The organism is Shewanella subflava (assembly GCF_025971955.1).
In the GTDB taxonomy this organism is placed as follows: domain Bacteria; phylum Pseudomonadota; class Gammaproteobacteria; order Enterobacterales; family Shewanellaceae; genus Shewanella; species Shewanella subflava.
This window is the reverse complement of sequence record NZ_JAPDMX010000003.1, coordinates 227,501-253,575: the sequence shown is the minus strand read 5'-3', so window position 1 is coordinate 253,575 and position 26,075 is coordinate 227,501. Positions and strand designations below refer to the sequence as shown.

Annotated in this window: 22 protein-coding genes; 5 read left to right on the top strand and 17 right to left on the bottom strand. The window is 40.1% G+C overall.

All coding sequences use genetic code 11. The features are described from left to right. Positions 1-80 precede the first annotated feature (80 nt). From OHT75_RS03300 to OHT75_RS03290, 3 genes are all read right to left on the bottom strand, one after another. Positions 81-740 carry an NAD(P)H-dependent oxidoreductase gene (locus OHT75_RS03300; protein ID WP_264725011.1) on the bottom strand — a complete coding sequence of 220 codons (660 nt, stop codon included), beginning with the start codon at positions 738-740 and terminating at the stop codon, positions 81-83. Positions 741-873: 133 nt separating this feature from the next. Next, entirely contained in the window at positions 874-2,457 is a 1,584-nt protein-coding gene (locus OHT75_RS03295; RefSeq protein ID WP_264725010.1) for a methyl-accepting chemotaxis protein, read from the bottom strand. A gap of 585 nt (positions 2,458-3,042) precedes the next feature. Beyond that, positions 3,043-5,229 carry an OsmC domain/YcaO domain-containing protein gene (locus OHT75_RS03290; RefSeq protein ID WP_264725009.1) on the bottom strand — a complete coding sequence of 729 codons (2,187 nt, stop codon included), beginning with the start codon at positions 5,227-5,229 and terminating at the stop codon, positions 3,043-3,045. A gap of 187 nt (positions 5,230-5,416) precedes the next feature. Here OHT75_RS03290 and OHT75_RS03285 point away from each other — a divergent pair, with 187 nt between their 5' ends. Then, positions 5,417-6,292: a hypothetical protein gene (locus tag OHT75_RS03285; protein WP_264725007.1), complete on the top strand. Its 876-nt coding sequence runs from the start codon at positions 5,417-5,419 to the stop codon at positions 6,290-6,292. A 184-nt stretch (positions 6,293-6,476) separates the two neighbouring features. On the opposite strand, the gene OHT75_RS03280 is transcribed toward OHT75_RS03285, so the two are convergent. From OHT75_RS03280 to OHT75_RS03245, 8 genes are all read right to left on the bottom strand, one after another. Further along, on the bottom strand, positions 6,477-6,698 hold the full coding sequence (locus tag OHT75_RS03280; RefSeq protein WP_264725145.1) for a hypothetical protein: 222 nt from the start codon (positions 6,696-6,698) through the stop codon (positions 6,477-6,479). Positions 6,699-6,747: 49 nt separating this feature from the next. Further along, entirely contained in the window at positions 6,748-7,443 is a 696-nt protein-coding gene (locus OHT75_RS03275) for a flavin reductase family protein (RefSeq protein WP_264725006.1), read from the bottom strand. Between the two features lie 95 nt (positions 7,444-7,538). Next, entirely contained in the window at positions 7,539-9,107 is a 1,569-nt protein-coding gene (locus tag OHT75_RS03270; protein ID WP_264725005.1) for a cryptochrome/photolyase family protein, read from the bottom strand. A 70-nt stretch (positions 9,108-9,177) separates the two neighbouring features. After that, a complete protein-coding gene (locus OHT75_RS03265; protein ID WP_264725004.1) occupies positions 9,178-9,354 on the bottom strand; it encodes a DUF2256 domain-containing protein in 177 nt (58 codons plus the stop codon). A 286-nt stretch (positions 9,355-9,640) separates the two neighbouring features. Further along, positions 9,641-10,990: a DASH family cryptochrome gene (locus OHT75_RS03260; RefSeq protein ID WP_264725003.1), complete on the bottom strand. Its 1,350-nt coding sequence runs from the start codon at positions 10,988-10,990 to the stop codon at positions 9,641-9,643. Positions 10,991-11,548: 558 nt separating this feature from the next. After that, a complete protein-coding gene (rluF, locus tag OHT75_RS03255) occupies positions 11,549-12,481 on the bottom strand; it encodes a 23S rRNA pseudouridine(2604) synthase RluF (RefSeq protein WP_264725002.1) in 933 nt (310 codons plus the stop codon). 321 nt (positions 12,482-12,802) lie between these two features. Continuing rightward, entirely contained in the window at positions 12,803-13,012 is a 210-nt protein-coding gene (gene cspE / locus OHT75_RS03250; RefSeq protein WP_188840826.1) for a transcription antiterminator/RNA stability regulator CspE, read from the bottom strand. 509 nt (positions 13,013-13,521) lie between these two features. Continuing rightward, positions 13,522-14,019, bottom strand: a complete 498-nt coding sequence (locus OHT75_RS03245; protein WP_264725001.1) for a VF530 family protein — start codon at positions 14,017-14,019, stop codon at positions 13,522-13,524. Between the two features lie 360 nt (positions 14,020-14,379). Here OHT75_RS03245 and OHT75_RS03240 point away from each other — a divergent pair, with 360 nt between their 5' ends. Continuing rightward, positions 14,380-15,237, top strand: coding sequence for a PA4780 family RIO1-like protein kinase (locus OHT75_RS03240; protein ID WP_264725000.1), 858 nt, complete (start codon positions 14,380-14,382; stop codon positions 15,235-15,237). Between the two features lie 205 nt (positions 15,238-15,442). Here OHT75_RS03240 and OHT75_RS03235 read toward each other — a convergent pair whose 3' ends face one another. Then, positions 15,443-15,829: a ribosome recycling factor family protein gene (locus OHT75_RS03235; protein ID WP_264725144.1), complete on the bottom strand. Its 387-nt coding sequence runs from the start codon at positions 15,827-15,829 to the stop codon at positions 15,443-15,445. 289 nt (positions 15,830-16,118) lie between these two features. Between OHT75_RS03235 and OHT75_RS03230 the strand changes: the two genes are divergently transcribed. Beyond that, positions 16,119-17,039, top strand: coding sequence for a substrate-binding periplasmic protein (locus tag OHT75_RS03230; protein ID WP_264724999.1), 921 nt, complete (start codon positions 16,119-16,121; stop codon positions 17,037-17,039). Between the two features lie 22 nt (positions 17,040-17,061). Here OHT75_RS03230 and OHT75_RS03225 read toward each other — a convergent pair whose 3' ends face one another. Beyond that, positions 17,062-17,976: a pepsin/retropepsin-like aspartic protease family protein gene (locus OHT75_RS03225; protein ID WP_264724998.1), complete on the bottom strand. Its 915-nt coding sequence runs from the start codon at positions 17,974-17,976 to the stop codon at positions 17,062-17,064. A 325-nt stretch (positions 17,977-18,301) separates the two neighbouring features. After that, positions 18,302-19,432, bottom strand: coding sequence for a Na/Pi symporter (locus OHT75_RS03220; protein WP_264724997.1), 1,131 nt, complete (start codon positions 19,430-19,432; stop codon positions 18,302-18,304). A 992-nt stretch (positions 19,433-20,424) separates the two neighbouring features. Between OHT75_RS03220 and OHT75_RS03215 the strand changes: the two genes are divergently transcribed. Then, positions 20,425-23,388 (top strand): M9 family metallopeptidase, encoded by a 2,964-nt coding sequence (locus tag OHT75_RS03215; RefSeq protein WP_264724996.1) that lies wholly within the window; start codon positions 20,425-20,427, stop codon positions 23,386-23,388. 176 nt (positions 23,389-23,564) lie between these two features. Here the strand turns inward: OHT75_RS03215 and OHT75_RS03210 are convergent, their stop codons facing one another. Further along, on the bottom strand, positions 23,565-24,077 hold the full coding sequence (locus tag OHT75_RS03210) for a hypothetical protein (protein ID WP_264725143.1): 513 nt from the start codon (positions 24,075-24,077) through the stop codon (positions 23,565-23,567). A gap of 237 nt (positions 24,078-24,314) precedes the next feature. Here OHT75_RS03210 and OHT75_RS03205 point away from each other — a divergent pair, with 237 nt between their 5' ends. Then, positions 24,315-24,923, top strand: a complete 609-nt coding sequence (locus tag OHT75_RS03205; RefSeq protein ID WP_264724995.1) for a protein-disulfide isomerase — start codon at positions 24,315-24,317, stop codon at positions 24,921-24,923. A gap of 147 nt (positions 24,924-25,070) precedes the next feature. Here OHT75_RS03205 and OHT75_RS03200 read toward each other — a convergent pair whose 3' ends face one another. Further along, positions 25,071-25,319, bottom strand: a complete 249-nt coding sequence (locus tag OHT75_RS03200; protein ID WP_188840836.1) for a DUF3297 family protein — start codon at positions 25,317-25,319, stop codon at positions 25,071-25,073. Positions 25,320-25,519: 200 nt separating this feature from the next. Beyond that, entirely contained in the window at positions 25,520-25,780 is a 261-nt protein-coding gene (locus tag OHT75_RS03195) for a DUF5062 family protein (protein WP_188840837.1), read from the bottom strand. Positions 25,781-26,075: the final 295 nt, after the last annotated feature.

Here is a 26,075-nt window from a genome sequence, read left to right as displayed (position 1 = left end):
ATTACGCAAATTGCGTCATCGCAGATTAACGACTTAAAGACGCTTTATACGGGCTAAATGTAGCCCGTATAAACCTTACATTACAAAACAGTAAAAATATCATCCATCGCTAAACGCGCTTTAGGCAAACCATGGTTATAATCTGCACCATCTTTATGGTAACCAATTGCTAAGGCGAGTTCACAAACAAAACCATCCAGTTCCTGTGCAAATATTTCACTAATCAGTTCAGGATCGACCCCTTCCATGGAGGTAGAATCAATGCCTAAACGCGCTAATACATGCAAAGTGTTTCCCAAAGCAAGATAGGTTTGAGCTTTCGTCCAATTGCCATTAAAACCGGCTGCATCGGTATTAGATTCAGCAAATGTAAATCCACCATTGAGCATGGAGTCATATCGTTCAGCAGGCAAATGACCCGATGACACTTCTACATCAACCACTTTTCGGTAATCATCCTTAGTGTAATCAGGCTTATGGGCAAACAAAATAATATGTGATGCTTCTTTAGCATGAGGTTGGTTGAACTGATGCTTATTAGCAAAGGTATCGTGAAATCGCTGCTTTGCGGCATCACTTTCAATCACAATAAATTTCCAAGGTTGTGAATTGATTGACGATGCAGATAAACGCATAGCTTGCATCAATATATTAATGTTTTCAGGTGAAACTCGTTTACTGGGATCATATCTTTTGGCTGTATAACGAGACTCTAAATCTTGAATAATCGGGTGAGACATCTTGAATATCCTCATAATGCTATGTCAATGAGGAGCATCATAAAGTGTTTCACTTTTTTTAATAAGTTCCATTAAGTCCAATTATATTGGTCAAAAAACACCATAATAATCTGGTGTTTTTTGACCAGCTAGGTTACTTACCACCGAGTGTCTTAGTGGCAAATCGTCTGATGATAGAGCGAACCGACGTGACAGATTCATGCAAGTCATGGCTCATTTGTAATGATGTTTCTGAAGATTGCTTAGTTGACTCTGAAGCATCCGCTATTTCAATAATTTGTTGATTAATATGCTCAGCTACAGCACTTTGTTCTTCAACCGCTGATGACATATCTAATGACAACTGAGTAATCAGCTCCACTGACTCACTGGTGGAAACAAGTTTTAATCTGGTTTTCTCAACAATTTCGACGCCTTGCATTGCCGCTTGCTCACCACGACTTGAAACTTCTAATGCATTTTGAGCACGTTGAGATAAGACTTTAACAATGTCATGGATTTTATCTGTGGACTCACGGGTTTTTGATGCCAAAGCACGCACTTCATCAGCGACAACGCTAAACCCTCGACCTTGCTCTCCCGCTCTAGCGGCTTCAATAGCCGCATTGAGTGCTAATAAGTTTGTTTGATCAGCGATATTAGAAATTAAGCTTGCAGCCTGACTAATCGCATTGGTTGAATCAACTAACTCTTTAACCGTATTCGCGATATCTGTTACCGAAAGGTTTAAGTTATCAATGGATGCTTTAGCAGAATTAGCTAATTCTGCCCCTTCTTTCACAGCCAATTGCGCCTGTTGCGCGTTAGATGCATTACGCTCAACATTACTGGCAACTTCTTGAATGGCTGTGGACATTTGCGTTATCGCTGATGCAATTTGCTGAGTTGAGTGACTTTGAAGTGTCACGGCTTGTGCAGTTGCTTCAGATTGCGCCTGGGTTTTGTCTGCAATCACATCTAAAGAACGAGCTGAATCTTCAATACGCGTTAATGCCGTTCGGCATCGAGCAAACTCAGACCCCAAAGCCAGTTTGGCTCTGGCTTTGCCAGCAAAATCATCAAAGTAGGTCATTGCAACTAACTGATCACTAAAAGAATCAGGATTAAGAGTGTAAATATCTTGCCAATCTGATTGCTGACGATAGAAAGACCAAATACAGGACACTAATAAGGCAGTTAATGTTGCAATGACTTCTATTGTACTGCCAAACACACCTGCCACCACAGTGAGCAATAACATAGGTAGCCAAATGGACGTTAAAGGTTTAATAATCTGAGTAGCATTTGCTAAGGCAGTTCTTGCGGGTAAATTATTTCTTAAGCGAGCATACACCGCCTCTGCACGGGCAATTTCAGTTGGTAACGCATTAATTCTGACTGACTCGTAACCAACAATCTTATTATTTTCATAAACGGGTGTAACAAAAGCACTCACCCAATAATGGTCACCATTTTTACGTCTGTTTTTAACGAGCCCCATCCATACTTTACCAGCGGAAATATAGGCCCACATTTCTTTGAATACCGCACTTGGCATGTCAGGGTGACGAATAAGGTTATGGGGTTTACCAATGAGCTCTTCACGTTCAAAACCACTCACTTCAACAAACTCATCATTACAATAAATAATATGGCCTCGAACATCGGTACCAGAAATTAATCTAAATTCAGTATTAAAATCATATTGTCTTTGGGTGACGGGTTGGTTATTGCGCATTTAACATCCTTGTCATTTTAATAAATTACTAATGATTTATTGCAAATATAAATATAAGACACTTTTTTAATTCTGTTCAAAAATATTTTTAATGTAACCCCGAACTAAAAATCAGGCATAAACACGGTAAGGATAAGTGCCTGATATAAAATACATTTACACCAAACATCATGCCTTGCACTGTCAGTAAGCTAAGGGGGGCCATATTCATAGTGAGTCTAATATACATTTTCTGGTTAACATCACGCAGCTGTTTTGCAATCTGCTGTTTTATAGGCATTGATTATATTAAGCTAAAAATATTTAAATAGACTTAAAGTTTCATGTAACTATTTAACATTTGTAAAAAAATTAAAATTTATACCTTTAGAACCTATCGAGTACTGAATGAAGAAATTAAACAGTATTTAAAGAAAGGGTGCATTCACCTTATATCGACAATAACATGAATCACTTCTTTCACGTCAAAGGTGGTTGCCAATATGTACTTATTTTAAAAATGCCAGTCGAATGGCTCGCCTGGCACTTTTATTTAAGATAACGTGAAATTCACAACATGAATTTGCCGTTTAACTACGGTATGCATTACAACATAGCAGCAACTTTGCGCGCTTGATGTAATTTCTTATAACTTTCAATCAAACGTAAATGCGGCTCAATTCCCTCTAACTTCATACTGGTTTTAGTTAAACCATAAAAGCGCACTTTGCCTGTCACAGAGCCAACGACGTTTTCCATCACTTCTTTGCCAAACATACGGTTAAAGTTGTCGATGAAGTGCTCAAGTGCTAACTCTTCATCTAATGTCACTTCCAGCACCGCATTAATCGCTTGATAGAACAATCCACGCTGAACAGTATTATCATTAAATTGTAAGAACTCTTCGACCAACTCAATGGCCTCTTCATGCTGACCTAATGCCAAATAAATGAGAATTTTAAGCTCAATAATGGTCAATTGTCCCCAAACCGTATTCTCATCAAAAACAACACCGATTAACGTTGGGATATCGGTTTGATTGTCTAGCTGGCTTTCTTCCAATCGATTAACTAATTTACCCAAAGCTTTGGTGCTTAAAGAATGTAAATTAAGAATATCCTCACGGTATAACAATGCCTTGTTGGTATTATCCCAAATCAGGTCATCGACAGGGTATACTTCAGAATATTCAGGAACCAAAATACGGCAGGCAGAAGCACCTAAATCGGTCAATTCAGCAATATACACTTCTTTACCCATTGCCGATAAAATACCAAATAAAGCCTCAGCTTCTTGTTCATTTGTTCCGGTAAAATCCCACTCACAGAAATCATAGTCATACTGACTGCTAAAGAAACGCCAAGAAATAATCCCAGTAGAATCAATAAAGTGCTCAACAAAATTTTCAGGCTCGGTCACTGCCATGCTATTAAATGTTGGTCTAGGGACATCATTTAACCCTTCAAAACTTCTGCCTTGTAATAACTCGGTTAGGCTGCGTTCTAACGCGACTTCAAAGCTTGGGTGAGCACCAAATGAGGCAAACACACCGCCTGTTCTTGGGTTCATTAAGGTGACGCACATTACCGGGAATTGTCCGCCCAATGAGGCATCTTTCACCACCACTGGAAAGCCTTGCTCTTCAAGTCCTTTAATCCCTGCCAGTATACTTGGGTATTTTTCTAATACGGCCATTGGCACATCTGGAAGAACAATTTCTTGCTCGATAATTTGACGCTTTACCGCTCGCTCAAAGATTTCAGACAAGCACTGCACATGCGCTTCTGCGAGATTATTACCTGCGCTCATGCCATTACTTAAAAACAAGTTTTCAATTAAGTTTGATGGGAAATACACGGTTTCACCATCGGACTGACGTGTATAGGGAATTGCACAAATGCCGCGTTCTTTATTACCTGAATTGGTATCAATTAAGTGTGAACCACATAGCTCATCATCTGGATTATAAATGTCTAAACAATACTCATCTAAAATACCCGCTGGCAGTGAATCATCGTCTTGCAGAGCAAACCACTTTTCATTGGGGTAGTGAACAAACTCACTGTTGGCAATTTCTTCGCCAAAATATTGATCGTTATAAAAAAAGTTATTATTAAGACGTTCAATAAACTCGCCCAATGCTGAACACAGTGCACTTTCTTTCGTTGCACCCTTGCCATTGGTGAAACACATAGGCGAAGCGGCATCACGAATATGTAACGACCACACATTAGGGACAATGTTTCGCCACGATGAAATTTCAATCTTCATGCCCAGATCAGCTAGCATCGCAGTCATGTTTTTGATGGTTTGTTCAAGCGGCAAGTCTTTGCCTAAAATAAAAGTGCTACCTTCTCCATCAGGCTGTCCCATCAACATGGCATTGGCGTCGGCATCTAAATTTTCAACGGTTTCAATTTTAAATTCTGGTCCCGTTTGAACCACTTTTTTAACGGTACAACGATCAATGGAGCGTAAAATACCTTCGCGATCTTTATCGGAAATATCATCAGGTAATTCAACTTGAATTTGGAAAATTTGGTTATAACGATCTTCAGGGTCAACAATATTATTTTGCGATAAGCGGATATTTTCAGTCGAAATATCACGAGCCTTACAGTACACCTTAATGAAGTAAGCGGCGCACAGTGCTGATGATGCTAAAAAGTAATCAAAAGGACTCGGTGCAGAACCATCGCCTTTATAACGTATAGGTTGGTCGGCAGTCACCGTAAAGTCATCAAACTTGGCTTCGAGTCTTAAATTGTCGAGAAAATTTACTTTGATTTCCATTGAATACACCTAAAGTCATTCACAGCCACACGGCCACATTATCTGATTAAAGTGAATTATCGGTGTTTTTGGCTCAATAGTCTTGGGTTTATTGCATAAATGCGCCAAGCAGGCACTTTATAAGAGGAATAATCAAGCCACCCATTAAGCATAAAATGCTAAATTGAATGATGCATATAGCATTAATGTGCACTATATTAAAACAAGAGGCGGTTCGTTGGTGGTTAAAGCCATTCATGTAGAAGCAAAAGGAAAACATTTGAAATATGTCTGGCTAACACTGTTATTGATTTGTTTTAACCTAGCTGCTGCGCCTCAGCCGCAGCGTCAAAACGTGTCCCTTTATACCTATCATTACATGCCCCCTTACGTAATCAACAGCTCAGAGCAAATAGGCTTACTCTATGATATTGAGCAATTTTTTAATACTCACCAACAAATATACTATTTCAAAGTATCTTACATTCCCCGAAAACGCCTAAATCACTTACTTAACTCCAACTTATTTGAAGGAATGGTGATAGGCGTTAATCCGATTTGGTTTCAGGATGTCAATAAAACGAAATACTTATGGTCAGAAGCTTTTATTAACGATCAAGATGAAATCATTTCGCATTCAAACAACCCTGTAGAGTTTGATAGTAAACAGGCCTTAATCGGTAAAAGCATTGGTGGTATTGCAGGGTTTCGCTACCACACCGTAGATACGCTTGTAGCCGAAGGCTTAATGACCCGCATTGATACCGCTAACGAATCTCAGTTAATCAATATGTTGCTAAAAAAACGCTTTGATTGTGCCATCGTTTCACGGGCAACCACGATTTATTACCAGCAACTACTCAACACTGAAACCTCAATTTATTTTTCATCAAATCCACATGATACCTTTACCCGACATATTTTTGCTCCCAAGCGACTTCAAACCGAATTTGATATGGTAGAAAGCCTAGTTAAGCAGTTAAACGCCGATCCACTTTGGCAACAAAAAATGCGGCAATATCAAACCTACCTGTTACCAGAAGCATTTGAGACCAATAGTGATGCAGGACAAGACATGCCTTAAATGTTTAGGGATGAATATTGGCGGATATCGAGCGATTTAACAGTGTCAATCATGGTGACTTGAATGTTGGAAGGGGCAATCATTTAAGGCTGTCATCAACGTCACGACTCAATGACACATTGGCTGATAATGTAACATTACAATCGATGTTTTATCTCCTTGCCTGTAATCATCCTCAAAGCATTTATTTCTCTTCTCGTTTAACAAGCAAAAACGTCAGGTACATTTTGGTCGGTAATGACAACACCATACCAAACGCTACGCACATCGCACTAATAATGATGCCCTGCACCCCCATAGCTTCTATGGTCTCATTAAAATTATGCAGGTATATGCCCAATAAAATTAAGCAAATACCAGTAATAATTGAAGTGTTAAGTATTAAAATTAACTTTTTGTTAGTCACAATAGTCACTGCAGCGGAATTGATATGACTCAATATAGCTCAGCATATGCTAACTGTGTTGATGTGGGTCATTTTTGCTTCTTATCAACGCAGCGCTATCTTCACCATCAAGATTTAAACATTGAAGGGGTTTATTCGGTTTGGCGTAACTGAGTCGAGATAACCTATGGGTGATGTGATAACAATCAAGCCCTGTTACTGCAACCGTTTCAAGCGATTCAATATCAATATAGCCATCCGCTTTTATGGCGTCAGACACACAATATAAATGACATATTTCACCTATGACTAATATGGTATTGTTAATCGATAGCGGCATGATCTCACGCATTTTAACGGCAAATTTAAGCCGACTTTCTGCCACAAAGGGGGCTAGAACGCCATCGAGATATTCAGGTGTTAGGCCGACTTTTTCAAATTCAGACTCCTGAGCCCCATAACGAGCTGATGCTTGATGTGCTTGCTGAAAAATATCACGACAAACATGGTTAATAGTATAAAAACCATGATGTTTGATATTGGTTAAGGTGTCTCTGGGCACGCTATCTGGGCGCATAATCATCCCAACTAGAGCAGGATCTGCACCAATATGGAATACCGAACTGACCATAGATAAATTCGTGTTCCCCAAGGCATCTTGAGTGCCAACCAAATTAGCACTTTTAAAACCTGATAAACTGTTAATGAGTTTTGCCCGATATTGTTTATCCAGCATGGCAAAATCTTGTGTTGAAAAATGCTTCATAATCCATCCTAAATATAATACTCAGATTATGAGGGCGTGTTTATCTTTGTTTATTTTTATCAGCAAAGATAAACACGCCCTAGTCTGAGATAATCTTAAATATTGTTTAAATGCTTCAGTAAATACTCTGCTCTTTTTAAAATAGCCTGCTGATCATCAATGGGCTTCTTTTGCCAATTAGCAAAAACCATTTTATTACGTGGATTATTAGAAAAAAGTGGCTGATGTTTAACCATAAAACGCCAATACAAGGCGTTTAATGGGCACGCATTATCGCCAATTGTTTTACTGACGTTATAAGCGCAATCACTACAATAATCGCTCATTTTGTTGATGTAATTACCACTTGCTGCATAGGCCTTAGAACCCACAATGCCTCCGTCAGCAAACTGGCTCATGCCTCGAGTGTTCGGCATTTCTACCCACTCAATGGCATCAATATAAATCCCTAGATACCACTCATCTACTTGCTCGGGGTCAATCCCCGTTATCAAGCAAAAATTTCCGGTTACCATTAACCGCTGAATGTGATGTGCATATGCATATTCAAGTGATTGCTTGATTGCATAATGCAAGCAATTCATCTTGGTTTTAGCATTCCAAAACCAATCAGGAAGTGAATTATCAGCATTAAGCGCATTTAATTGCGCGTAATCAGGCATGTTGGCCCAATAAACGCCCCGAACAAACTCTCGCCAACCAATAATTTGTCGAACAAAGCCTTCAATTTGGGGGAGGGATATCTGGCCTTGAGACGACGCATAATACTTAATTGCAGTATCTACAACACATTGAGGACTGATCATCTTGGTGTTAAGTGCAAATGATAATCTAGAGTGGTAAAGGGTCCACTGCTTTGATTCGCCCAAGGTATCTAACTTGGCTGTCATGGCATCTTGAAATTGACCGAAGCGAACCAAACAAAAGCGACAAAAATACTCTAAGAGTATTAAAGATTGCTTGCGGCTGACCGGCCACAGAAGTGCCATGTTCATCTCACCTATAGTACTGATATTATGTCTTTGAATACGTTCCCATATTGCTGTTACATCGTGACTAAATAGCAAGGGGTCTGGCACTGAGACAAAGTCTTTAGGTTTCATTTTTTGACGATTTTGCTGATCAAAATTCCATTGGCCACCTAAAGGCTCCTCACCTTCCATCATCACGTTAAACCTGAGCCGCATTTTGCGATAAAAATGCTCTAATCGATGTCTTTTCCCCTGCTGGAAATAATCACTCAACTCTGTATCTGTTAAATAAAAATGTTCGGTTTCATAGGCTGTTGCACTAATCGTTAACCCTTGAGCAAAATTATCCAGCTGATTACGTAATCGGTATTCATCTGCGAGTTGATACTCAAAATGGTTGACGTTATAGCGTTGCAATAATGCTGTCAGTAAATCCGGCAAATCTTGATACTGGGCGGTGTCATCTAGCGTCAGGTGCAATACCCTATGACCAGCTTGGACAAGTGCATCAGCAAATTGCGACATCGCTGCAAAAAAAGCCGATATTTTTTGTGCATGGTGCTGGGTATATTGGGCTTCTTGGTGTAACTCGGCAATCACATACAAAGTATCATCATGTTTTTCACGAAACCAAGAATGCGAAGCATTAAGCTGATCACCTAACACTAACCTTAATCTTGTTGCTGTTCCCATCTATAATCCCTGCATTCTATGTAGTGTTTATTTGCTAATTTAAGGCGACTCAAATGAGGTTTATCAGTAACTAAAGGCTTGGCTTAATATGTTTATTGCCTCTGCCTACCAGTGAGCGATTTCTTTCACCCGCACAACGTTTTGAACAGTACTTCACATTTTGCCAATCTTTTTGCCATTTTTTACGCCAATAAAAAGGGCGTGAGCAAGTCAGGCAAACTTTAGAAGGAAGCTCAGATTTTTTCATTGAGTCAGACCTCACATGTCGTGGTTACAATCGATTTAACGTCAGTCTTCGCGTACCAAAACCACTGCCATCAAGGGTAACCGAGCTTCACTTCCGCAAAAAAAACAATAATCATAGTCTATGCCTAGCTCAATAATATGACATGCACATATCATTCAGGGCTAAAAATGATCAATTATTACCCAAGTCAAACCGCTATTTATCCCATTGCTAAAGCTTGATTTAACAACAATCTTAAGCCCGCTTGAACCAAACAACGGCAATCGAAATCAACGTTCAATGAGCTTTATTCAGCCGACATAGGCCAATCTGCAGCATCAACAGAATCCAAACTGCACAAGTCTTTATCTCCTTGCCAGAGTTGAATAAACCGGTTATTGGGATCATAGGTTTGAGCTTGTTTGGCAATATTAAAATGCCGTCCTCCTCGAGGATCTACACCGACTCCGGCTATGTATTGCCAATTACACCAATTAGAGGCAACATCATAATCGATAAGTTGATGCTCAAAATATGCCGCCCCATAACGCCAATCCACACGCAATTCATTCACCAGACAGCTGGCAACAATTTGACGACCGCGGTTGGACATATATCCCGTGGCATTAAGTTGTTTCATGCAAGCATTCACTAAAGGAAAAGGAGTATTACCCTGGCACCACTTAGTAAAACGCTCTGGTAAAAAACACGTTAACGGCGGTGTTGTTTTCATACCTTTAAATCTAAAAACATGTTTACCCAACGTTAAGGTCAACCAATGGAAGTATTCACGCCACAGTAACTCGAAACCTATCCAATAAGTCGAGTCATTCGCACCATGGATAGCCTCATATTGACGTAATGCAGCCCATATTTGACGCGCAGAAAGATTGCCAATGGCTAAGAATGGGCTAAATTTTGTCGAGTTTTCGAAACCATCAAGCTCATTACGAGTCGCTTTATAAGTCGATGGAGATGATTGGCTGAAATAATTTAGTAAATGGGCCTGAGCGCTTTTCTCTCCGCCTAACACCAAAGGTGTTGTTTCAGGATGAGGTAATAAACGGGCTAGCTTATCGCTATCGGCCTGCTGAAATGGCTGGGTATCAATCATCAGTGGTTGAGGCAGATCACCCAGCCAGGTTTGGCAACATTTAGACACGGCAAAAGGTTTAGCTTCTACATGGCGCCTAAATTGTGAAAAACTAAAAGAGGTAAGATCAACCCCCTTTATTTGCTCTTCACTGAATAAACTATTACTCCACTGGGATACAAAACGCGTCTCGCTTAGTCTGGTGTGTAATTTTTGCCAACTAACCCTTTCGTTCCAACCGACTGGCTGTGAATAACCCACTTGTTCGATATTAAAAGCATCAACAATATCAGTAATCACTTTTACAGGTTCACCATAACAAAGATGAAGCTTGTGCCCTAATGCGTTAAGTTGACCACTTAAATCTTCTAAAGATTGTAATAAAAAAGCCAGTCTGTGCTTCCCCATCGATGTCTGTTGAAAATAATTGGGTTTGAAACTGTTTTCATCAAAAACAAATACGAAAGCAATATCTGAGCTACGGCTTATTAAAGCGCTTAACGCCAGATTATCCGTTAATCTAAGATCAGTAGAAAAACAAAAAAGGGAGCGATATAAAGACACCTGGCTCTCACTAACAAATGAACGTATGAACCATTACGTGCTGATGGGCAGAAAAGTTTACCTTACTTGAGCAAGCAACCCCATTATCAGTTATTTATCCATAAAAACCGCCAATAAAAGCACCAACTTCCGAAGAAGGTGGCTTGGATATCACGCCCTATAAGGGGCGCTGTCCTATCGTGCGTAAACAAGACGCCGTAAATATATCCCTATAGGCTCTACTAAATCATCCCTGATTTAGAAGCTTGTACCGCACAATTAGCAAAGCTCACCTACTGAAATTGGGGGGGTAAGGGCTGAAAGTAAAGAATCCACCTTCTGAAGAAGGTGGCTTTGATATCACGCCCTATAAGGGCGCTTTCCTATCGTGCGTTAACAAGACGCCGTAAATAGATCCCTATAGGATCGACTAACTCATCCCTGATTTAGAAGCTTGTACCACACCGTTAGCAAAGCTCACCTACTGAAGTTGGTGGTTTATGTGCTGAAAATAAAAAAGGCGCCAGCATCGCTGTCGCCTTACTCTATTTTAGTTTGAGTATTCTAAACTGTTGCATATTAACGTTTAGGTTTTCTTGAAGGACTTGGTTTACCTTTACCCTGTTGTGCCTGACCTTTAGTTTGCCCCCGTGGAGCTCCCTTAGCCTGGCCTTTATGTTTAGTACTGCGGTTGTGTTGCATAAAGTGTTCTGGGCCTTCGATTTTATCGCGAAGAGATGCCATTTTAGGTTTCGGTTTAGGTTTTTTCTTCGTCGCAGACTTTTTATCTTCGGATGAAGAGTTTTTGATCATTTCAAACAACACCTCAAGCTCTTGCTTATCAAGATCGCGCCATTCCCCCATCGGTAAACCTTTAAGGCTAACGTTCATAATTTTCTGACGTTCAAGCTTTGTAACCTCAAAACCAAAATATTCACACATACGGCGAATTTGACGATTAAGTCCTTGTACAAGAACAATTTTAAACGCATAAGGTGAAACCTGCTCAACCTTACACTTTTTGGTCACGACCCCAAGAATAGGCACACCCGCACCCATCCCTTTAATAAAATCATCGGTAATGGGTTTATTTACCGTCACCACATATTCTTTGTCGTGGTTATTGCCCGCACGTAATATTTTATTAACCAAATCACCATTATTGGTTAAAAAAATCAGCCCTTGGGAGTCTTTATCTAATCGGCCAATAGGAAAAATACGCGTGGAGTGATTCACAAAATCAACAATATTATCGCGCTCGGTGCCTTCTGTGGTACTGACAATACCCACAGGCTTATTTAAAGCGATAAACACTAAGTCTTCAGCATCTCGTGGCTCAATATCATGACCGTTCACTTTCACCTTGTCGCCAAAATTAACCTGATCACCAACTTGTGCACGCTTGCCGTTAATAAATACATTCCCCTGCTCAATATAACGGTCTGCATCACGTCGAGAGCAAATACCACTTTCGCTGATGTATTTATTTAGGCGCATGGCTGAATCTGTCACGTTGGTTTCCTATAAATTAAGATCTTCTGGTCAATAAGTAATGCATAGACATAAAAAGTCGCGGTAGAGTTTAGCAATTTTTAACTAAGTTGCCTAAGGCTGTATAAACAAAATAATGGCAATTTATCCCAATCATGATAAGTCAGTGATCAAAATTAGCGTAGGAAAAACGCTTGAGAACAAGCTAGGATGAGCAGTTATTTGTTACGGTTGATATTAAAGGGGAAATAAAAAGCAAAAGGATTAATTTAGCCGGATAAACAGATAAAAAAAAAGCGCAAACAGTCGTTAAACTATTTGCGCTGTCTTTAAAAATAGAACTTAGATAGCAGTAACGTTAGCTGCTTGTGGGCCTTTTTGGCCTTGTTCTACTTCGAAAGATACTTTTTGGCCTTCAGCTAAAGTTTTGAAACCTTCTGAAGTGATTGAACGGAAATGAACGAAAACGTCCGCGCCGCCGTTATCAGGAGTGATAAAACCAAAACCTTTATCTTCGTTGAACCATTTTACTAAACCAGTAGTTTTAGACATTTTGTGTCCCTTATATAATAAATTAATAAATCTATCGCGATAATGCGATGCACTGAAGCTTGAATTATTGAATGTGACTATGAAGCTAAGGGAAACACTTTGGATAACAACGATAACGCAGAGATCTAGAGCTTTACTTTTACTTGATATTCATTAATAACTCTGTTTGCCAGAGCAGGCTATAGAATACATCAGTTTGAACTATTGTAAAGATAAATAAAAAATAATCACTAAAGCTATTTCATCTAAACCGATCCGCCCTCATAGGGACACTTTTATTTGAGCTGCAACTGCTGTCTGGTTTGACAAAAAAACGCGTATTGATCTTATCTATGCGCTAAAAAATAATGCAGTATTTAGGTGGCGCATACAACATCTTGCTCGCAAAGACACTTTAGCCGCTAAATTGACAGTATAAGTTGACACCAATGCTAAACTAAAAATGCCGCAATGTTTGCGGCATTTAAATAACAATCCAATTTTGATAATAGGATTTCACCTTCAGTGAGTTAATTCCCCCAAGGATTTTTAGGGTCTTGCGACGGCGCGGGTCGCTTGCTGCTGGTACGTTTATTTTGTGCGTAGTTATCTTGCGCTTTGGGCTTATCTTTACCAAATTGTGGACGTCGATTATTACGCTTCATTTCTTGGTAATCCGTCGCGGCTTTATCGCGCATTTCAGCAATTAACTCAACCGTCAGCTCTTGGGGTTTACGAGGCATAATCCCATGAGCAAACCCGCGTTCACGCGGCTTTAAATCAAACTGTGCCGCACTTCCCTTTGGCATACGTTTGAAGCGATAAAGATAAAAGCTTTCTACTCTCTCTCTGGCCCATTCGGTCTTTTTTAAAAACTTTAGGCACGCTTCCATACTTGGGTTGGTATTAAAGCATTCTAAACGCAGTGCCGCGTAGAGGATTTTCCAATCATAAAAGTCGACCAGTTCTGCCACCATGGTTTCTAATTTTAAACCATGTAGCGGGTTATTTTTTTGCAGTTCAATCATAAGGAATTCCAATAACCGACAAACCGGTTGTATTATCATTGTAAATCAGGAGGTTAATTCGCAAGTTTGTGCGAGGCTTTCATCTAGCTTATCAACACTTAAATATGACTATAGCTAGCTTAGAGACAATTGCATCAATGTCACTGCACAAATACAAAATCAGATACCGATATGATAACAAATAATAACGACCTTGGGCTATGGCACTCTTCAGTTCAATCACTGTGCTAAAGAATAATCCGTTATTTATGCTGATATTGGATTGTTAAAAAATGGCCAACAAACTCATTTTGTTAATATTTATGTTCTAGCAAGCATTTGAGCATTCCATCCTGTGCTTAATTGCGGTATAAGGACGCAATGAAAATCCCAAAACGAATCCAACCTCTGGTTGAAGAAGGCTTAGTGGACGATGTCCTAAGTCAATTAATGAGTGGCAAAGAAGCCAGTGTTTATGTCGTCCGTTGTGGCGAGGATATTCGCTGCGCTAAAGTCTACAAAGATGCTGACAAGCGTAGCTTTAAACAAGCGGTTCAGTATCAAGAAGGCAGAAAAGTACGCAATAGCCGCCGCGCCAGAGCAATGGAGAAAGGGTCTAAGTTTGGTCGAGATCAACAAGAAGAAGCCTGGCAAAATGCCGAGGTAGATGCCTTGTATAAATTAGCCGATGCTGGCGTGCGCGTACCAAAACCTTACGGCTGTTTTTCCGGTGTATTGTTAATGGAATTAGTAACAGATGATGATGGCCTAGTTGCACCTCGCTTAAACGATGTAGAAATGAGCCATGAAGAAGCGCTTCGAGATCATGCCAGCATGATCGAATATACCAAATTAATGCTGTGCGCGGGCATTGTGCATGGGGATTTATCTGAGTTTAATGTGCTGGTCGATAGCAAAGGCCCGGTGATTATTGACTTGCCCCAGGCGGTTGATGCTGCCGCCAATAATAACGCACAATGGATGTTTGCCCGCGATGTAAACAACATGACAAGTTATTACAGTCAATTTGCCCCTGAACTCGCAAGCACTAAATTTGCCAAAGAAATGTGGGCATTATTTGAAGCGGGTGAGCTCACGCCCACATCAAAGCTCACTGGCGAGTTTGCTGAAAGTGAACACATTGCCGATGTTAATGCCGTTCTTGATGAAATCAATGCCGCAAAAGAAGAAGAGCAAGAAAGATTACAGCGAATAAATGATGCTAAAAATGAATATTAAAACCATTCATTATCCAACTTAATTGCAGTTACACAGAATCTGTTACACCCTCACGAAAGCATCAGCTTTGATTGAAACCCGTTAATTGAAAAAATAACAAATTTAACATGACTGCAAGCGCTCATCAGTTCCCTCTATCAAGGATGATACACTGAGTTTATTACCCATAAATTCAATGTGTTTATCGTCACATTAATAACCTCGATTATATTTCAGCCTGAATGCGAGCCACTCTTGCCTGCGCCACAGTGCAATTAGTGAGTTGCATCAACTCAGCCAAAGTCATACACGGATTTTGAGCCATCAACCGCTGTAGTTTCATGGCTAAAGGCTCCAGCTTATCTGCGTGTGCTAATAGGCTTGCTTCTATTTTTTGAATTAAGTATTTAAACGCCTCCGCATTGTCTACTTTCAATCGCAACACACAGGATTGGATCATTTTTGCCTCCCCCCGCAGTAGCCAGTTTCTTGAACGTCGCACACGCTTAAGTTGGCAATCGTATTCCTGTGCAATCGCTTTTGCTTGCTTAACACTGTCACCACCAATCCGGTGAACCAGTGAAGGCAATGCGATATCAATAGATTCATTCATCATGGGTTTTCACAATATTTAAACACATAAAACTAGCGGCTTATTCACACTCTATAATTCACAACTATGTAGTTAGTTTAATCGTTACCCATTGACTTATTCCATAAGCAGCATCAACACAACTTAAACAAAAATATCAGACTCAGGCGTCAACAAGCGCTGATGTTTATTGTCTGGTAAATACACAAATACAAGACTAAGATAAATCTAATATTACAGTTTTAAACTTAATTATAGGTACACCAACATCAAAACAGTCTATTTAACAAAAACAATATGTGAGTGATATATGAAATCTATCACACTGAAAATATTACTATTAACATGTTTAGTGCTTTGTGGGCAACCTAGCATCGCCCGTGGACAAGATGCAAAATCCGTCTGCCCCAACCCCATTCAAATTGGTTTTAATGATTGGGCTCCTTACGCTTGGATTGATGATTCGGGTAAAGCCGTTGGCTTAGATGTGGATATGCTTACACTGGTGGCAAATAATCTTGGCTGTAAAGTGGAGTTTATCCCCATGCCCGTTAAGCGAGCCCACCAGATGCTAAAAGTTGGCTCTTTAGACATGATGATGGGAGCAAGTTATACCTCGGAAAGAGAACAATATGCATATTTCTCAAAATCCTATCGTGATGAAGAAGTTAGACTATTTGTCGAAGCCGAAAACACCTCAAGTATTACCGTTGATAAGTGGCAGGACATTATCAGTAAGAAGCTTAAATTATTAGCCCCTTCTTATGGCTGGTATGGTCAGGACTATTTAGCCACTAAAGATGAATTATTACGACAGGGTTTATTAATTACCAGCCCTAATGCAACACAATCAGTGCAAATGCTTGCCTATAAAAGGGGGGATATTTTAATCGGAGATTCAGTTTCATTGCCTTATATCGCTAATCAATCTGAAGGGTTAATTCTGTCACCATTAGCACTTGTAGTAGACACGAATCAAATCCATTTTATGCTCAGTAAAAAAGCCAATAATGTCGCTTTACTAGATAAGATCAATCAAGCTATATCGACGCTATCAAATCATGGTGCATTAGCGAGAGTAATGATGAAATGGCAACAACTTTCTGTTGCCAAAGCCCAAGATTCCCCACCCAAAACCGCTCCGATTGACGGCTCAAATGGTGTCATGAACATGACAGTAGACGGCATAATTGCTTTTATCCCCCTCCCTCTGCCTGTTCTAGCTGAGTAAAATTGCCCACCCTGAGTGCACACTAAATATCTTCTGGCAATCCAACATGTAAGTGACCAGATTTATAATCGATGGTTAATACAAAATGTTTCAATACATCATAACCAACAAGGCCTTTAATATTTTTTCCTTTTATGCGAGAAAAACTCACTTGGTCTTGACCTGAAACAGATTCAGTTTGACCTTCAGCAGGCACACTGACCTGAACATTTTCAATGGTAAAAGGCCCAAACTTGACTTCGGGTAAACGAAAGTTATCAACAGTACCAATTTGATTAGCTCCCGCGATCAAACTTGATTGAGAACCGTAAGATTCCAGCCAGTTTGAATCTGTTGCCATTGAGCGTTTTAAAAATAGCCCACCATTATTGCCAGTATCAAGGATAAGCCACGCATTCTTTTCACCATTTAGATCAACTTTTACAATAGGTTGTCCTGAACCTCGATCTATTTGCATCTGAATATTCTCAAGCTTGGCCAAATCCACAGAGCCTCTTTCAAACAGCCTTAAACGATTATTTGGGTAATCTATCTGAAAAATAAATTTTTCTAATAATCCCGCACCTAAAAGGAGTTGAACTTCATGGTCTCCCAGTCTAAGCCCTACTAGGTTATCTAACTCTAAATCAGTATTAAAAAGCTTCACTTGCACATTATTAAATAATCGGCGTGTTTCGGTGCCATAAATCCCCTCAACATTGACCTTTCCACCTTTAGGAAACTCAAATCCATGTTTATTAATGAAGCTTAAATTAATCGCATTTAACTGTGCACCACTGTCTAGAATCGCTCGACCTTCAATACCTTCAATGGTTACAGGTAAATTAATATGGCCATTGATAATTTCAAAATTAACCCAATTAGTGGCAGCAACAGTATTAAGTGAGAAAAGTAAAAGCGACAAAAAAGGGAAGATTTTGATCATTTTCTTACGCATTATTCATCCTTAATTTACGTAAAATAAAGTCTGTAACATACAGCAAGCAGCATAAAAAAACAAAAGTTCACTAGGCAAAAATAAATCAATAAATACGGCTAAAATCCTTAACTTAAAAGCAAACCTGCATTGAATTACAGAGCAAAGTGAGTTTGAGTGAAATTTTAAAAATTAAGAAACTCATGTCAACAGGCTGGGAATTGAACATTAAATAACCCTTTCCTAACCCCCAAAAAAACCAAAACATAAGATTTTGACATAAAAACGGGGAGCAATATCTGCTCCCCGCTTAAATTAACATGAATACCGTATTTAGAAGGTTGTATCAGTGAGTCACCACTATCATCAACGACGGAATAGCAAAAAAGACAGTCCCGATATAAGCCACCACAGCAAGTTTGTTTTTCTGTGCTTGTTCCGCCAACCATTCAGCACAATTGATCGGCCAATCGCGACACCAAGGGATGCCATAGAGTACGGCTACACCCAAGACATTAAAGCACAAATGAACTAAAGCAATTTGCAATCCCAATATGGCATTATCACCAGACACCGCCATTGCAGCAAGCAAAGCCGTAATACAAGTACCAATGTTTGCCCCTAAGGTGAACGGATACGCTTCTCTTATGGTGATAATATTATTACCAATTAATGGCACGATTAAGCTGGTAGTGGTTGATGACGATTGAACTAAAACTGTAACAGCTGTTCCAGCTGCAATACCGTGTATCGGTCCTCGTCCTAATGCGGTTTTTAACATGGTTTCAGCGCGCCCTACCATGAGTTTTTTCAGCTGTTGCCCCATAAAAAGAATGGCAAAAAACAGAATAAAAATACCCACCATAATCACAATGACACCATTAACAGCTGGACTAGCAAAGTGCAACTGACTGGCTAATAACTCAGTAACAGGTTTAGTTATGGGCTTGATAAAATCAAAACCAAAACTGCCTGAACCACCACTCATTGCCGCAAATGGCGCCACTATCCAGCCACTGAGTTTTTCTAAAAAGCCGAACATGATTTCAAGCGGTAAAAACACACAAACCGCTAACAGATTGAAGAAGTCATGCACTGTTGCCCCCGCAAACGCGCGGCGAAACTCATGCTGACATCGAAGATGGCCTAAACTGACTAACGTATTAGTTAAGGTTGTGCCAATATTAGCTCCCATGATCATAGGAATAGCGATCGGTAGAGGTAAACCACCAGCCACCAAGCCAACAATAATACTCGTCGTCGTACTAGAAGATTGAATTAATGCGGTGGCCACTAACCCCACCATTAACCCTGCAATCGGATGTGAAGCAAACTCAAATAACGCCTTGGCTTGTTCACCACTCGCCAATTTAAAACCTGAACTTATCATTGCAACAGCAAGCAATAATAAATACAAAGATGCGACTAAGCTGGACCAACGTAAGCCATTGCTTAGTGCTGAAGGGGAACCGTTCATACAACCACTCCAAAGTGACACTTATGTGACGCGCGGCATTCTAGCAGAAGCTTTAAAAAAGTAATCACTTTGGAAGCGCTAAATGAAAATATAAAAATCTTAGAAAGGGCTTGTTTTTCTGGACAAAAACAGCATAAAAAAACGTGCTAATGATACTTGCTCGTCAGCAAAAACATATATTAATATCATCAATTAGTTGCAGTTGAATCACCCTAGTTTAATTTACGGCACTCATTGAATACTTATCTCCAAAGTCAGCTAAAAGTATCCAAGCGCAGTATGCGCCTAATGACTTACATCATCATGATCAATGGTAGTGATACAACTAAAAACAACAAAAGGAATAACTTATTCCATTTAGCTATATAAGTTGCAAACAACAGCATCAGTGCATAAAAATTCAATATACTAAATTTATATGCAATTTATTATGAAAAATTTAACCCAAAATTAAGTTTTTGACACACACTCATATTGTTTAAATAAAGCGATTTTTCACGACACATTGCCGCTCAATACTCGCTAAAGAAAGCTTGTGGCTTAAGGCTAAAAATCATTTATTGAATTTTGAATAAATGACAATCAAGTTATTGTTATATTAAATTTTGATGACTATGTCGCACATGACTAAAGCACAATATGAGGCGCACCATTTCAGCTTGCCAGCTTTTAACACCCTGTTTACAAGCGACACTATCTCAGACTATTCATCTCTGCTGCAATAAACCCTATCCGCGCTTAGCAAAGCCATTTATTTGACGACTGAATGCGCATTCATCTTCAAAAACCATCTCAGCACCAAAATGATTTTTGGAGTGATTTTTTAACTTGATCGCGAATATTGTATACATTATAAATTATACCAATCTTTAACAAAAGATTAACAACCATCAGTACCACGATCGAATTCACGACGAAACAAACATAGTCTGAACATCACTTCCTTGTATTAGGTGATTTAACGACATTGTTATAATTAACTGGAGTTAAAAATGATAATAATAAAACCATCACCATTGAACAATGTCAGGAAAAAATTTACCGTACATGCTGTTGCGCTTGCATGTTCTAGCATTCTTTTCCCATTCCTTGCACAAGCAACTGAAGCACCTCCAACAGTTAAAGAGTCTTCAACCGTTGAGGAGGTTTCTGCAGTTAAGCAGTCTTCCGAAATTAAAGAAGCATCAAATTTAGAGCAAATTAAGGCCGTCACAAACCGCTTTGAAAAAGGCGCTAATATTCCAGGCCAACGAAAAGACATTAAGTCAGATCCACTTCAGCCTACGACTGAGGGCAAGTCATTAAAAAAGATTGATGGGCCAATGGGAGCATTGGCGACTGCAGCTGAAGCAACAGTGAATGTATGTAGCAGTGAAATGGCTAACTTAAATGGCCAAGCATTATTTGATTTTATAAAACAAGCAGAGCTGTCGTGTATTTCAGAATTATATTCAAGAAATGACGATATTTCAGTTGCTGTATATCAAACTGCCAATGTGGTGTCGGTGGCGAATCAAGCTAAAAGCATTGCCGCAACCTACGATAGCCGTAATGGCGATGAAATGCGTAACCTATTCTATTTCTTACGCGGCGCGTTTTATATTGAATTCTATAACGATAAACTAACTTACAGCGACACTCAGGCTGCTGATGCCGTTTACGGCGCATTACAGGAATACACTAAAAACCCACATTTGTTTGATTTAAGCCAAAGCTCGGGAGACACCTTAACGGAATTTTTCAGCTCTTGGGCAAGTGCAAGCCATATTCTCGAAAGTGTGCCGGTGATAACAGATTACTTGCAACGATTTAATGCCGAATACTTAGCCAGCAATCGTCACCGCGCAGCATTGACCAGTGCATTAACCACCCTTTATTACGGTACTTGGGAAGATGAGTACAGCCAGAATGCGCTGGCTCATAGTGATTTAATTGATGCTTTACTGAAAATTGCCACCTCAGAATATATTTATAATTCTGCTTATCAATATGAATCGACCGACGCCTTCCATGAATTTGGGCGATTTTATGGCTACCAAAAAACCTGGAACCTGCCAGCAAGCTTCAAAACTCGCCTAAACGAAGGCGTACAACTTTACATGAGTAAATTTGAACGTATGTCAGCAGAATGGGCTGATGGCGCAGGTTATCTTGATTACTACAATCCTGGCGAGTGTGAAGCCTTCGGCATTTGTGGTTGGGAAGCTGAACTAGAACGTACTGCATTACCGATTAACTACACCTGTAGTGACACCATTTATATTCGCGCTCAAGCATTAACAGATGCAGAATTGCAAAGCTCTTGTGATCTAATGGGTTTGGAAGAAACCTTGTTCCACAATGTACTTGCAACGGGATACCAGCCAGTAGCTGACGACTTCAATGAACGCCTCGAAGTGAATATTTTTGATAGTTACAATGATTATGTACAGTATGCTGGCGTGATCTTTGGTATCGGCACCAACAATGGCGGCATGTACTTAGAAGGAACACCATCACAAGAGGGCAACCAAGCACGATTTATTGCCCATGAAGCCACATGGACAGAAGACATTCTTGTCTGGAACCTTGAGCATGAATATGTGCACTACCTCGATGGTCGTTTTAACCTTTATGGCGCATTTAATTATTTCGACATTGATACCGGAAAATCTGTGTGGTGGACAGAAGGTTTAGCGGAATACATCTCAAAACAAAATCGTAATGATGGTGCAATTAATGTCGGGCGTTCACAAGCATTTAGCTTGAGTGAGATTTTATCAAACACCTATAACAGCGGCACTGAACGCGTTTACAGTTGGGGTTATCTAGCAGTACGTTTCATGTTTGAAAAACACAGATCAGATATTGATGCGCTACTCGTTCTAGCCCGTGGTGGTGATGCAACAGGCTGGCTAACATATATCAATGATACGATTGGCAAACAATACGACAGTGAGTGGAACACTTGGCTCGCCTCAGTATCAAGCAACGATGACACCATTGATACCGGTATTGTTGCCCCTATTGATTCTGATGGTGACGGCGTGAATGACAATCAAGATGCGTTTCCGTTTGACCCAACAGAAACCCGAGATACTGATGGCGACGGCGTTGGTGATAACAGCGATATGTTCCCGACCGACCCCACTGAAACAGTTGACTCAGATGGCGATGGTTTTGGTGATAATGCCGATGTATTTCCAAATGACCCAAATGAATGGGCAGATTCTGATGGTGATGGTATAGGTGATAATGCTGATACTGATGGACCAACTGACCCAATTCAAAACTGTGGTGCTCCAACCATTAGAGACGGAAACCTCATCAAAGAGCAAACGGAGTGTGTGAGCGGCCAAAGCATTAACTATTTCTACACATACGTAGAAGAAGATAATACACCTCTTTACATCTCAACCACTGGCGGAACGGGTAATGTCGATATTTACTTTAACCAAAGTATTTGGGCAAAAACCACGGCTTATGATGCCAAGGCAACTACGGCAAATAATGATGAATTACTGAGTGTCATTGCAAACCGAGGTTGGGTGTACATCAGTTTAGTGGCAGAACAAGCTTACGAAGGTGTCAGTGTCAATGTCAGCTTAACAAACGATGATGGTGCCACGCCACCAACCACTGTTGCAGACGCCTGTGCCACGCAAGCACCTTACAGTTATGGCGGTGTAGAATTTGGACAAGCTATCTGTATTGCTGATGGTCACTCAAGTTACTACTTCTATGTACCTGCTGCGACGGAAGAAATCACAGTAACAAGTGGTAATGGCACCGGCAATGTTAACCTATATGGCAATCAACAAACATGGGCAAATCCAAGTGCATTTGATGTTAAATCTGAAAATGAAACCAATGTAGAGCGCTTAACCATTACCGCCCCCAATGAAGGTTGGTATTACATCAGCGCAGATGGCGCACCATCAAGCCACGGAGCAAGCTTAGTCGTCAACATCAAATAACGATTAATGTGAAATAGTGATTAAAGTGAAATAACGTCTTCCAATGATCACTCATATTACTGGGACAAGTAACCAAGCCGGCTGATATTGCCGGCTTTTACGTTAAAAACACTATGAATGAGTTACCACATGTAGATTAAAAGCAGTGTTTAAAGTTAACTTTTTCCACTTTGCAGTTATTGGGTCTGACACTCTAGTAATAATTGCTTAAAGTGACCACCTAAGTCTTGAGTCGCATATTGCTCACTGGCCAAAGCCATTTGCTGCATACTGGCTATCGCGCCAGTAACGCCAAGTTGCTCTATCAACGCTTTGGCATAAGAGGCTGCTTCAGCGCCCTGTTGCAGTAAACCGGCAACTTGCTCAAAGCTAACATCTTGCTCAAGTAGCTTTTGTACCGAGCCAATCAGTTCAGCAACCTGAGCAGACTCAGCTAACGCGCCCTCAACGCTAAGCAGTTCGCCCAAAGGGTCTTCACTCAATTTAGCCGCAACACACGCCGAAACACTGCCAGCCTCAGCGCCATGAATAACCGCATCAATCCCCTGACTTCGCACGGCTTCAACCGCAAGTTTTAACTGCTCATCTTTAGCTAACCAAAGTGCTTCTGCTTGTTGTTTTTCATCTGAGCCTATAAAGCCACAACCTGACAATATAGCGCTAGCCACTAAGCAACTGCTTAATGTCATCGCACGTGTTTTTGATAAAAAAATCAGTGACATTATTACTCCTGAAAATCAAACATGATTTATGACGGCCAATCTCCTGTCATAATATGTCAACGACATTAACCCAGAATTAATTTCACAAGTGTTTCAATCAGTATCGACCTCAGCCATTGTGCGATTAATCGCAGATTCAAAGATTGTATAATGTGAGTAAACTATTTAGGATCTCGCCATCAATCGCTAATAAGAATCAACTTAATGACCACTGAGCTTTATTTTATTTATGACTCACATTGCCCCTGGAGCTACGCCACCACGCCTTTAGTGAATGCGTTACAAGCAGCTTATCCCAAAATGAATTTACACTTATTACATAGCGCGCATTACATCGGCACAGACAGTGCGGGTGAAGAACAAATGGCAGCGGCCGCCAAAATAAGTGGTCTCAAGTTTGGTCGCGACCATATTCGCTACGTTAATAGCCCTAAAAATTCAATTAAAACGGCAAATTTGATGGCGTGGTTGCAGGCAAAACAACCTGAAAAACAATTGGCAACGCTAAATGCCATTCAAAAAGCGCATTTTATTGACGGGAATCCACTCGATAATAAACATGATTTCAACGCCATAGTAGAACAGTGCAAACTGTCACCCTCAAATAAAATATTTAAAGATGAACTCAGTCTCGAAGCAGAATATATCCTTGAGAACATTATTGAAATACAGCAGGTTATTGGTACAACAGGGTTTCCAGTGTTAGTCATGACAGTAGATGACAATGCGATTTTTATTGATCATTCTTTGTATCTCAGCAATCCACAAGCCGTTGTCGAAGCCGTTGAAAAAGAGATCGCCGCAATAAAGTAGTCATCAACAAAGACTGTGCGGCATTGACAGTTGCGAATAAAAATAAAGCGCTGACCATGTTAAATGGTAGCGCTTTATTTTTTATCACTGAGCTCTATTTGAACATCAGCAGTTAGAACATCAATGGCTGATATCAGCGAGTAAATCTTAACGATAAAACGCTTCAACCTTGCCTTTCATCGTCATTGTCAGTGGTTGGCCACGGCGATCTAACGCTTTACCCGCTGGGACTTTTACCCAGCCTTCACTGATACAATATTCTTCAACATCAAAGCGTTCTTTACCATTTAAGGTAATACCGATTTCATGTTCAAAAATAGCAGCCACATGATGTGGGCTACGTGGATTAACGCTTAAGCGATCGGGTAAAGCAGGTTGTGAAGTCGTGTCGTTCATAGTCATTGTCTATTGTGAATAAAGCGTGCGTTATTGTAGGCAATACACGTCGCCTGCTCAAGTATCGAAGCCATAATAAATACTGCCTAAATGAATAAATACCGATAAAAGCCCAAATCGCTCACAAACATACAGCGCATCATTTTATGATGCTGAGCACAAACGACCCCTTCGGCTGGTATTAACCATTAAAACCACAGTTAGTTTAGCAGCTCGTGATCTTTGGGTAATTGTTTACTGATCCACAATATCAGTTTGTGCTTTCTATTCGGGCCGTCGTCTTTATCTTCAGCAAGCGGTTGAATTAATTTATCTTGTACTAATAACCGATAAATACATTCCACTTTATCTTTAGGCGAAATACCTTTACCAAAATCAGCAAAACCACGCTTGTGGGCGTAACCCATGCCAATATCCATTGCGAGCTTAAGCAGTTTTGTATCGTGTTTACCCGCTTTCATTTAACCGCCTAGTCCTGTATTTCTATCATCCCTAAGCTACGCGAATATCAGTAAATTACCACCATAATAACGCAGAATATGGCGCAAAAAGCGCTTCAGATTAACGAGGAAGATGATTCAATCAGCGATTAAGCGATAAATATTGCCAACAAAGATTAATCTTCAGAATCCCTCCTAGGCGAAAAGAGCAAGGCTTGGTATTGTATTGGCGTTGTGATGTTTCCCATCCAACCCACTCGATCAACAACACAAGCACATATCGAACAAATACATCGAAAGGGCAAAGACCCAAGGA

Excerpts from the sequence above, each read along its gene's own strand:
- OHT75_RS03300 (WP_264725011.1), bottom strand. The coding sequence starts at position 740 with ATGTCTCACCCGATTATTCAAGATTTAGAGTCTCGTTATACAGCCAAA.
- OHT75_RS03295 (WP_264725010.1), bottom strand. The coding sequence starts at position 2,457 with ATGCGCAATAACCAACCCGTCACCCAAAGACAATATGATTTTAATACT.
- OHT75_RS03290 (WP_264725009.1), bottom strand. The coding sequence starts at position 5,229 with ATGGAAATCAAAGTAAATTTTCTCGACAATTTAAGACTCGAAGCCAAG.
- OHT75_RS03275 (WP_264725006.1), bottom strand. The coding sequence starts at position 7,443 with ATGAAGCATTTTTCAACACAAGATTTTGCCATGCTGGATAAACAATAT.
- OHT75_RS03270 (WP_264725005.1), bottom strand. The coding sequence starts at position 9,107 with ATGGGAACAGCAACAAGATTAAGGTTAGTGTTAGGTGATCAGCTTAAT.
- OHT75_RS03265 (WP_264725004.1), bottom strand. The coding sequence starts at position 9,354 with ATGAAAAAATCTGAGCTTCCTTCTAAAGTTTGCCTGACTTGCTCACGC.
- cspE (WP_188840826.1), bottom strand. The coding sequence starts at position 13,012 with ATGTCTAAAACTACTGGTTTAGTAAAATGGTTCAACGAAGATAAAGGT.
- OHT75_RS03245 (WP_264725001.1), bottom strand. The coding sequence starts at position 14,019 with ATGATTGAACTGCAAAAAAATAACCCGCTACATGGTTTAAAATTAGAA.
- OHT75_RS03240 (WP_264725000.1), top strand. The coding sequence starts at position 14,380 with ATGAAAATCCCAAAACGAATCCAACCTCTGGTTGAAGAAGGCTTAGTG.
- OHT75_RS03235 (WP_264725144.1), bottom strand. The coding sequence starts at position 15,829 with ATGAATGAATCTATTGATATCGCATTGCCTTCACTGGTTCACCGGATT.
- OHT75_RS03230 (WP_264724999.1), top strand. The coding sequence starts at position 16,119 with ATGAAATCTATCACACTGAAAATATTACTATTAACATGTTTAGTGCTT.
- OHT75_RS03225 (WP_264724998.1), bottom strand. The coding sequence starts at position 17,976 with ATGCGTAAGAAAATGATCAAAATCTTCCCTTTTTTGTCGCTTTTACTT.
- OHT75_RS03220 (WP_264724997.1), bottom strand. The coding sequence starts at position 19,432 with ATGAACGGTTCCCCTTCAGCACTAAGCAATGGCTTACGTTGGTCCAGC.
- OHT75_RS03215 (WP_264724996.1), top strand. The coding sequence starts at position 20,425 with ATGATAATAATAAAACCATCACCATTGAACAATGTCAGGAAAAAATTT.
- OHT75_RS03210 (WP_264725143.1), bottom strand. The coding sequence starts at position 24,077 with ATGACATTAAGCAGTTGCTTAGTGGCTAGCGCTATATTGTCAGGTTGT.
- OHT75_RS03205 (WP_264724995.1), top strand. The coding sequence starts at position 24,315 with ATGACCACTGAGCTTTATTTTATTTATGACTCACATTGCCCCTGGAGC.
- OHT75_RS03200 (WP_188840836.1), bottom strand. The coding sequence starts at position 25,319 with ATGAACGACACGACTTCACAACCTGCTTTACCCGATCGCTTAAGCGTT.
- OHT75_RS03195 (WP_188840837.1), bottom strand. The coding sequence starts at position 25,780 with ATGAAAGCGGGTAAACACGATACAAAACTGCTTAAGCTCGCAATGGAT.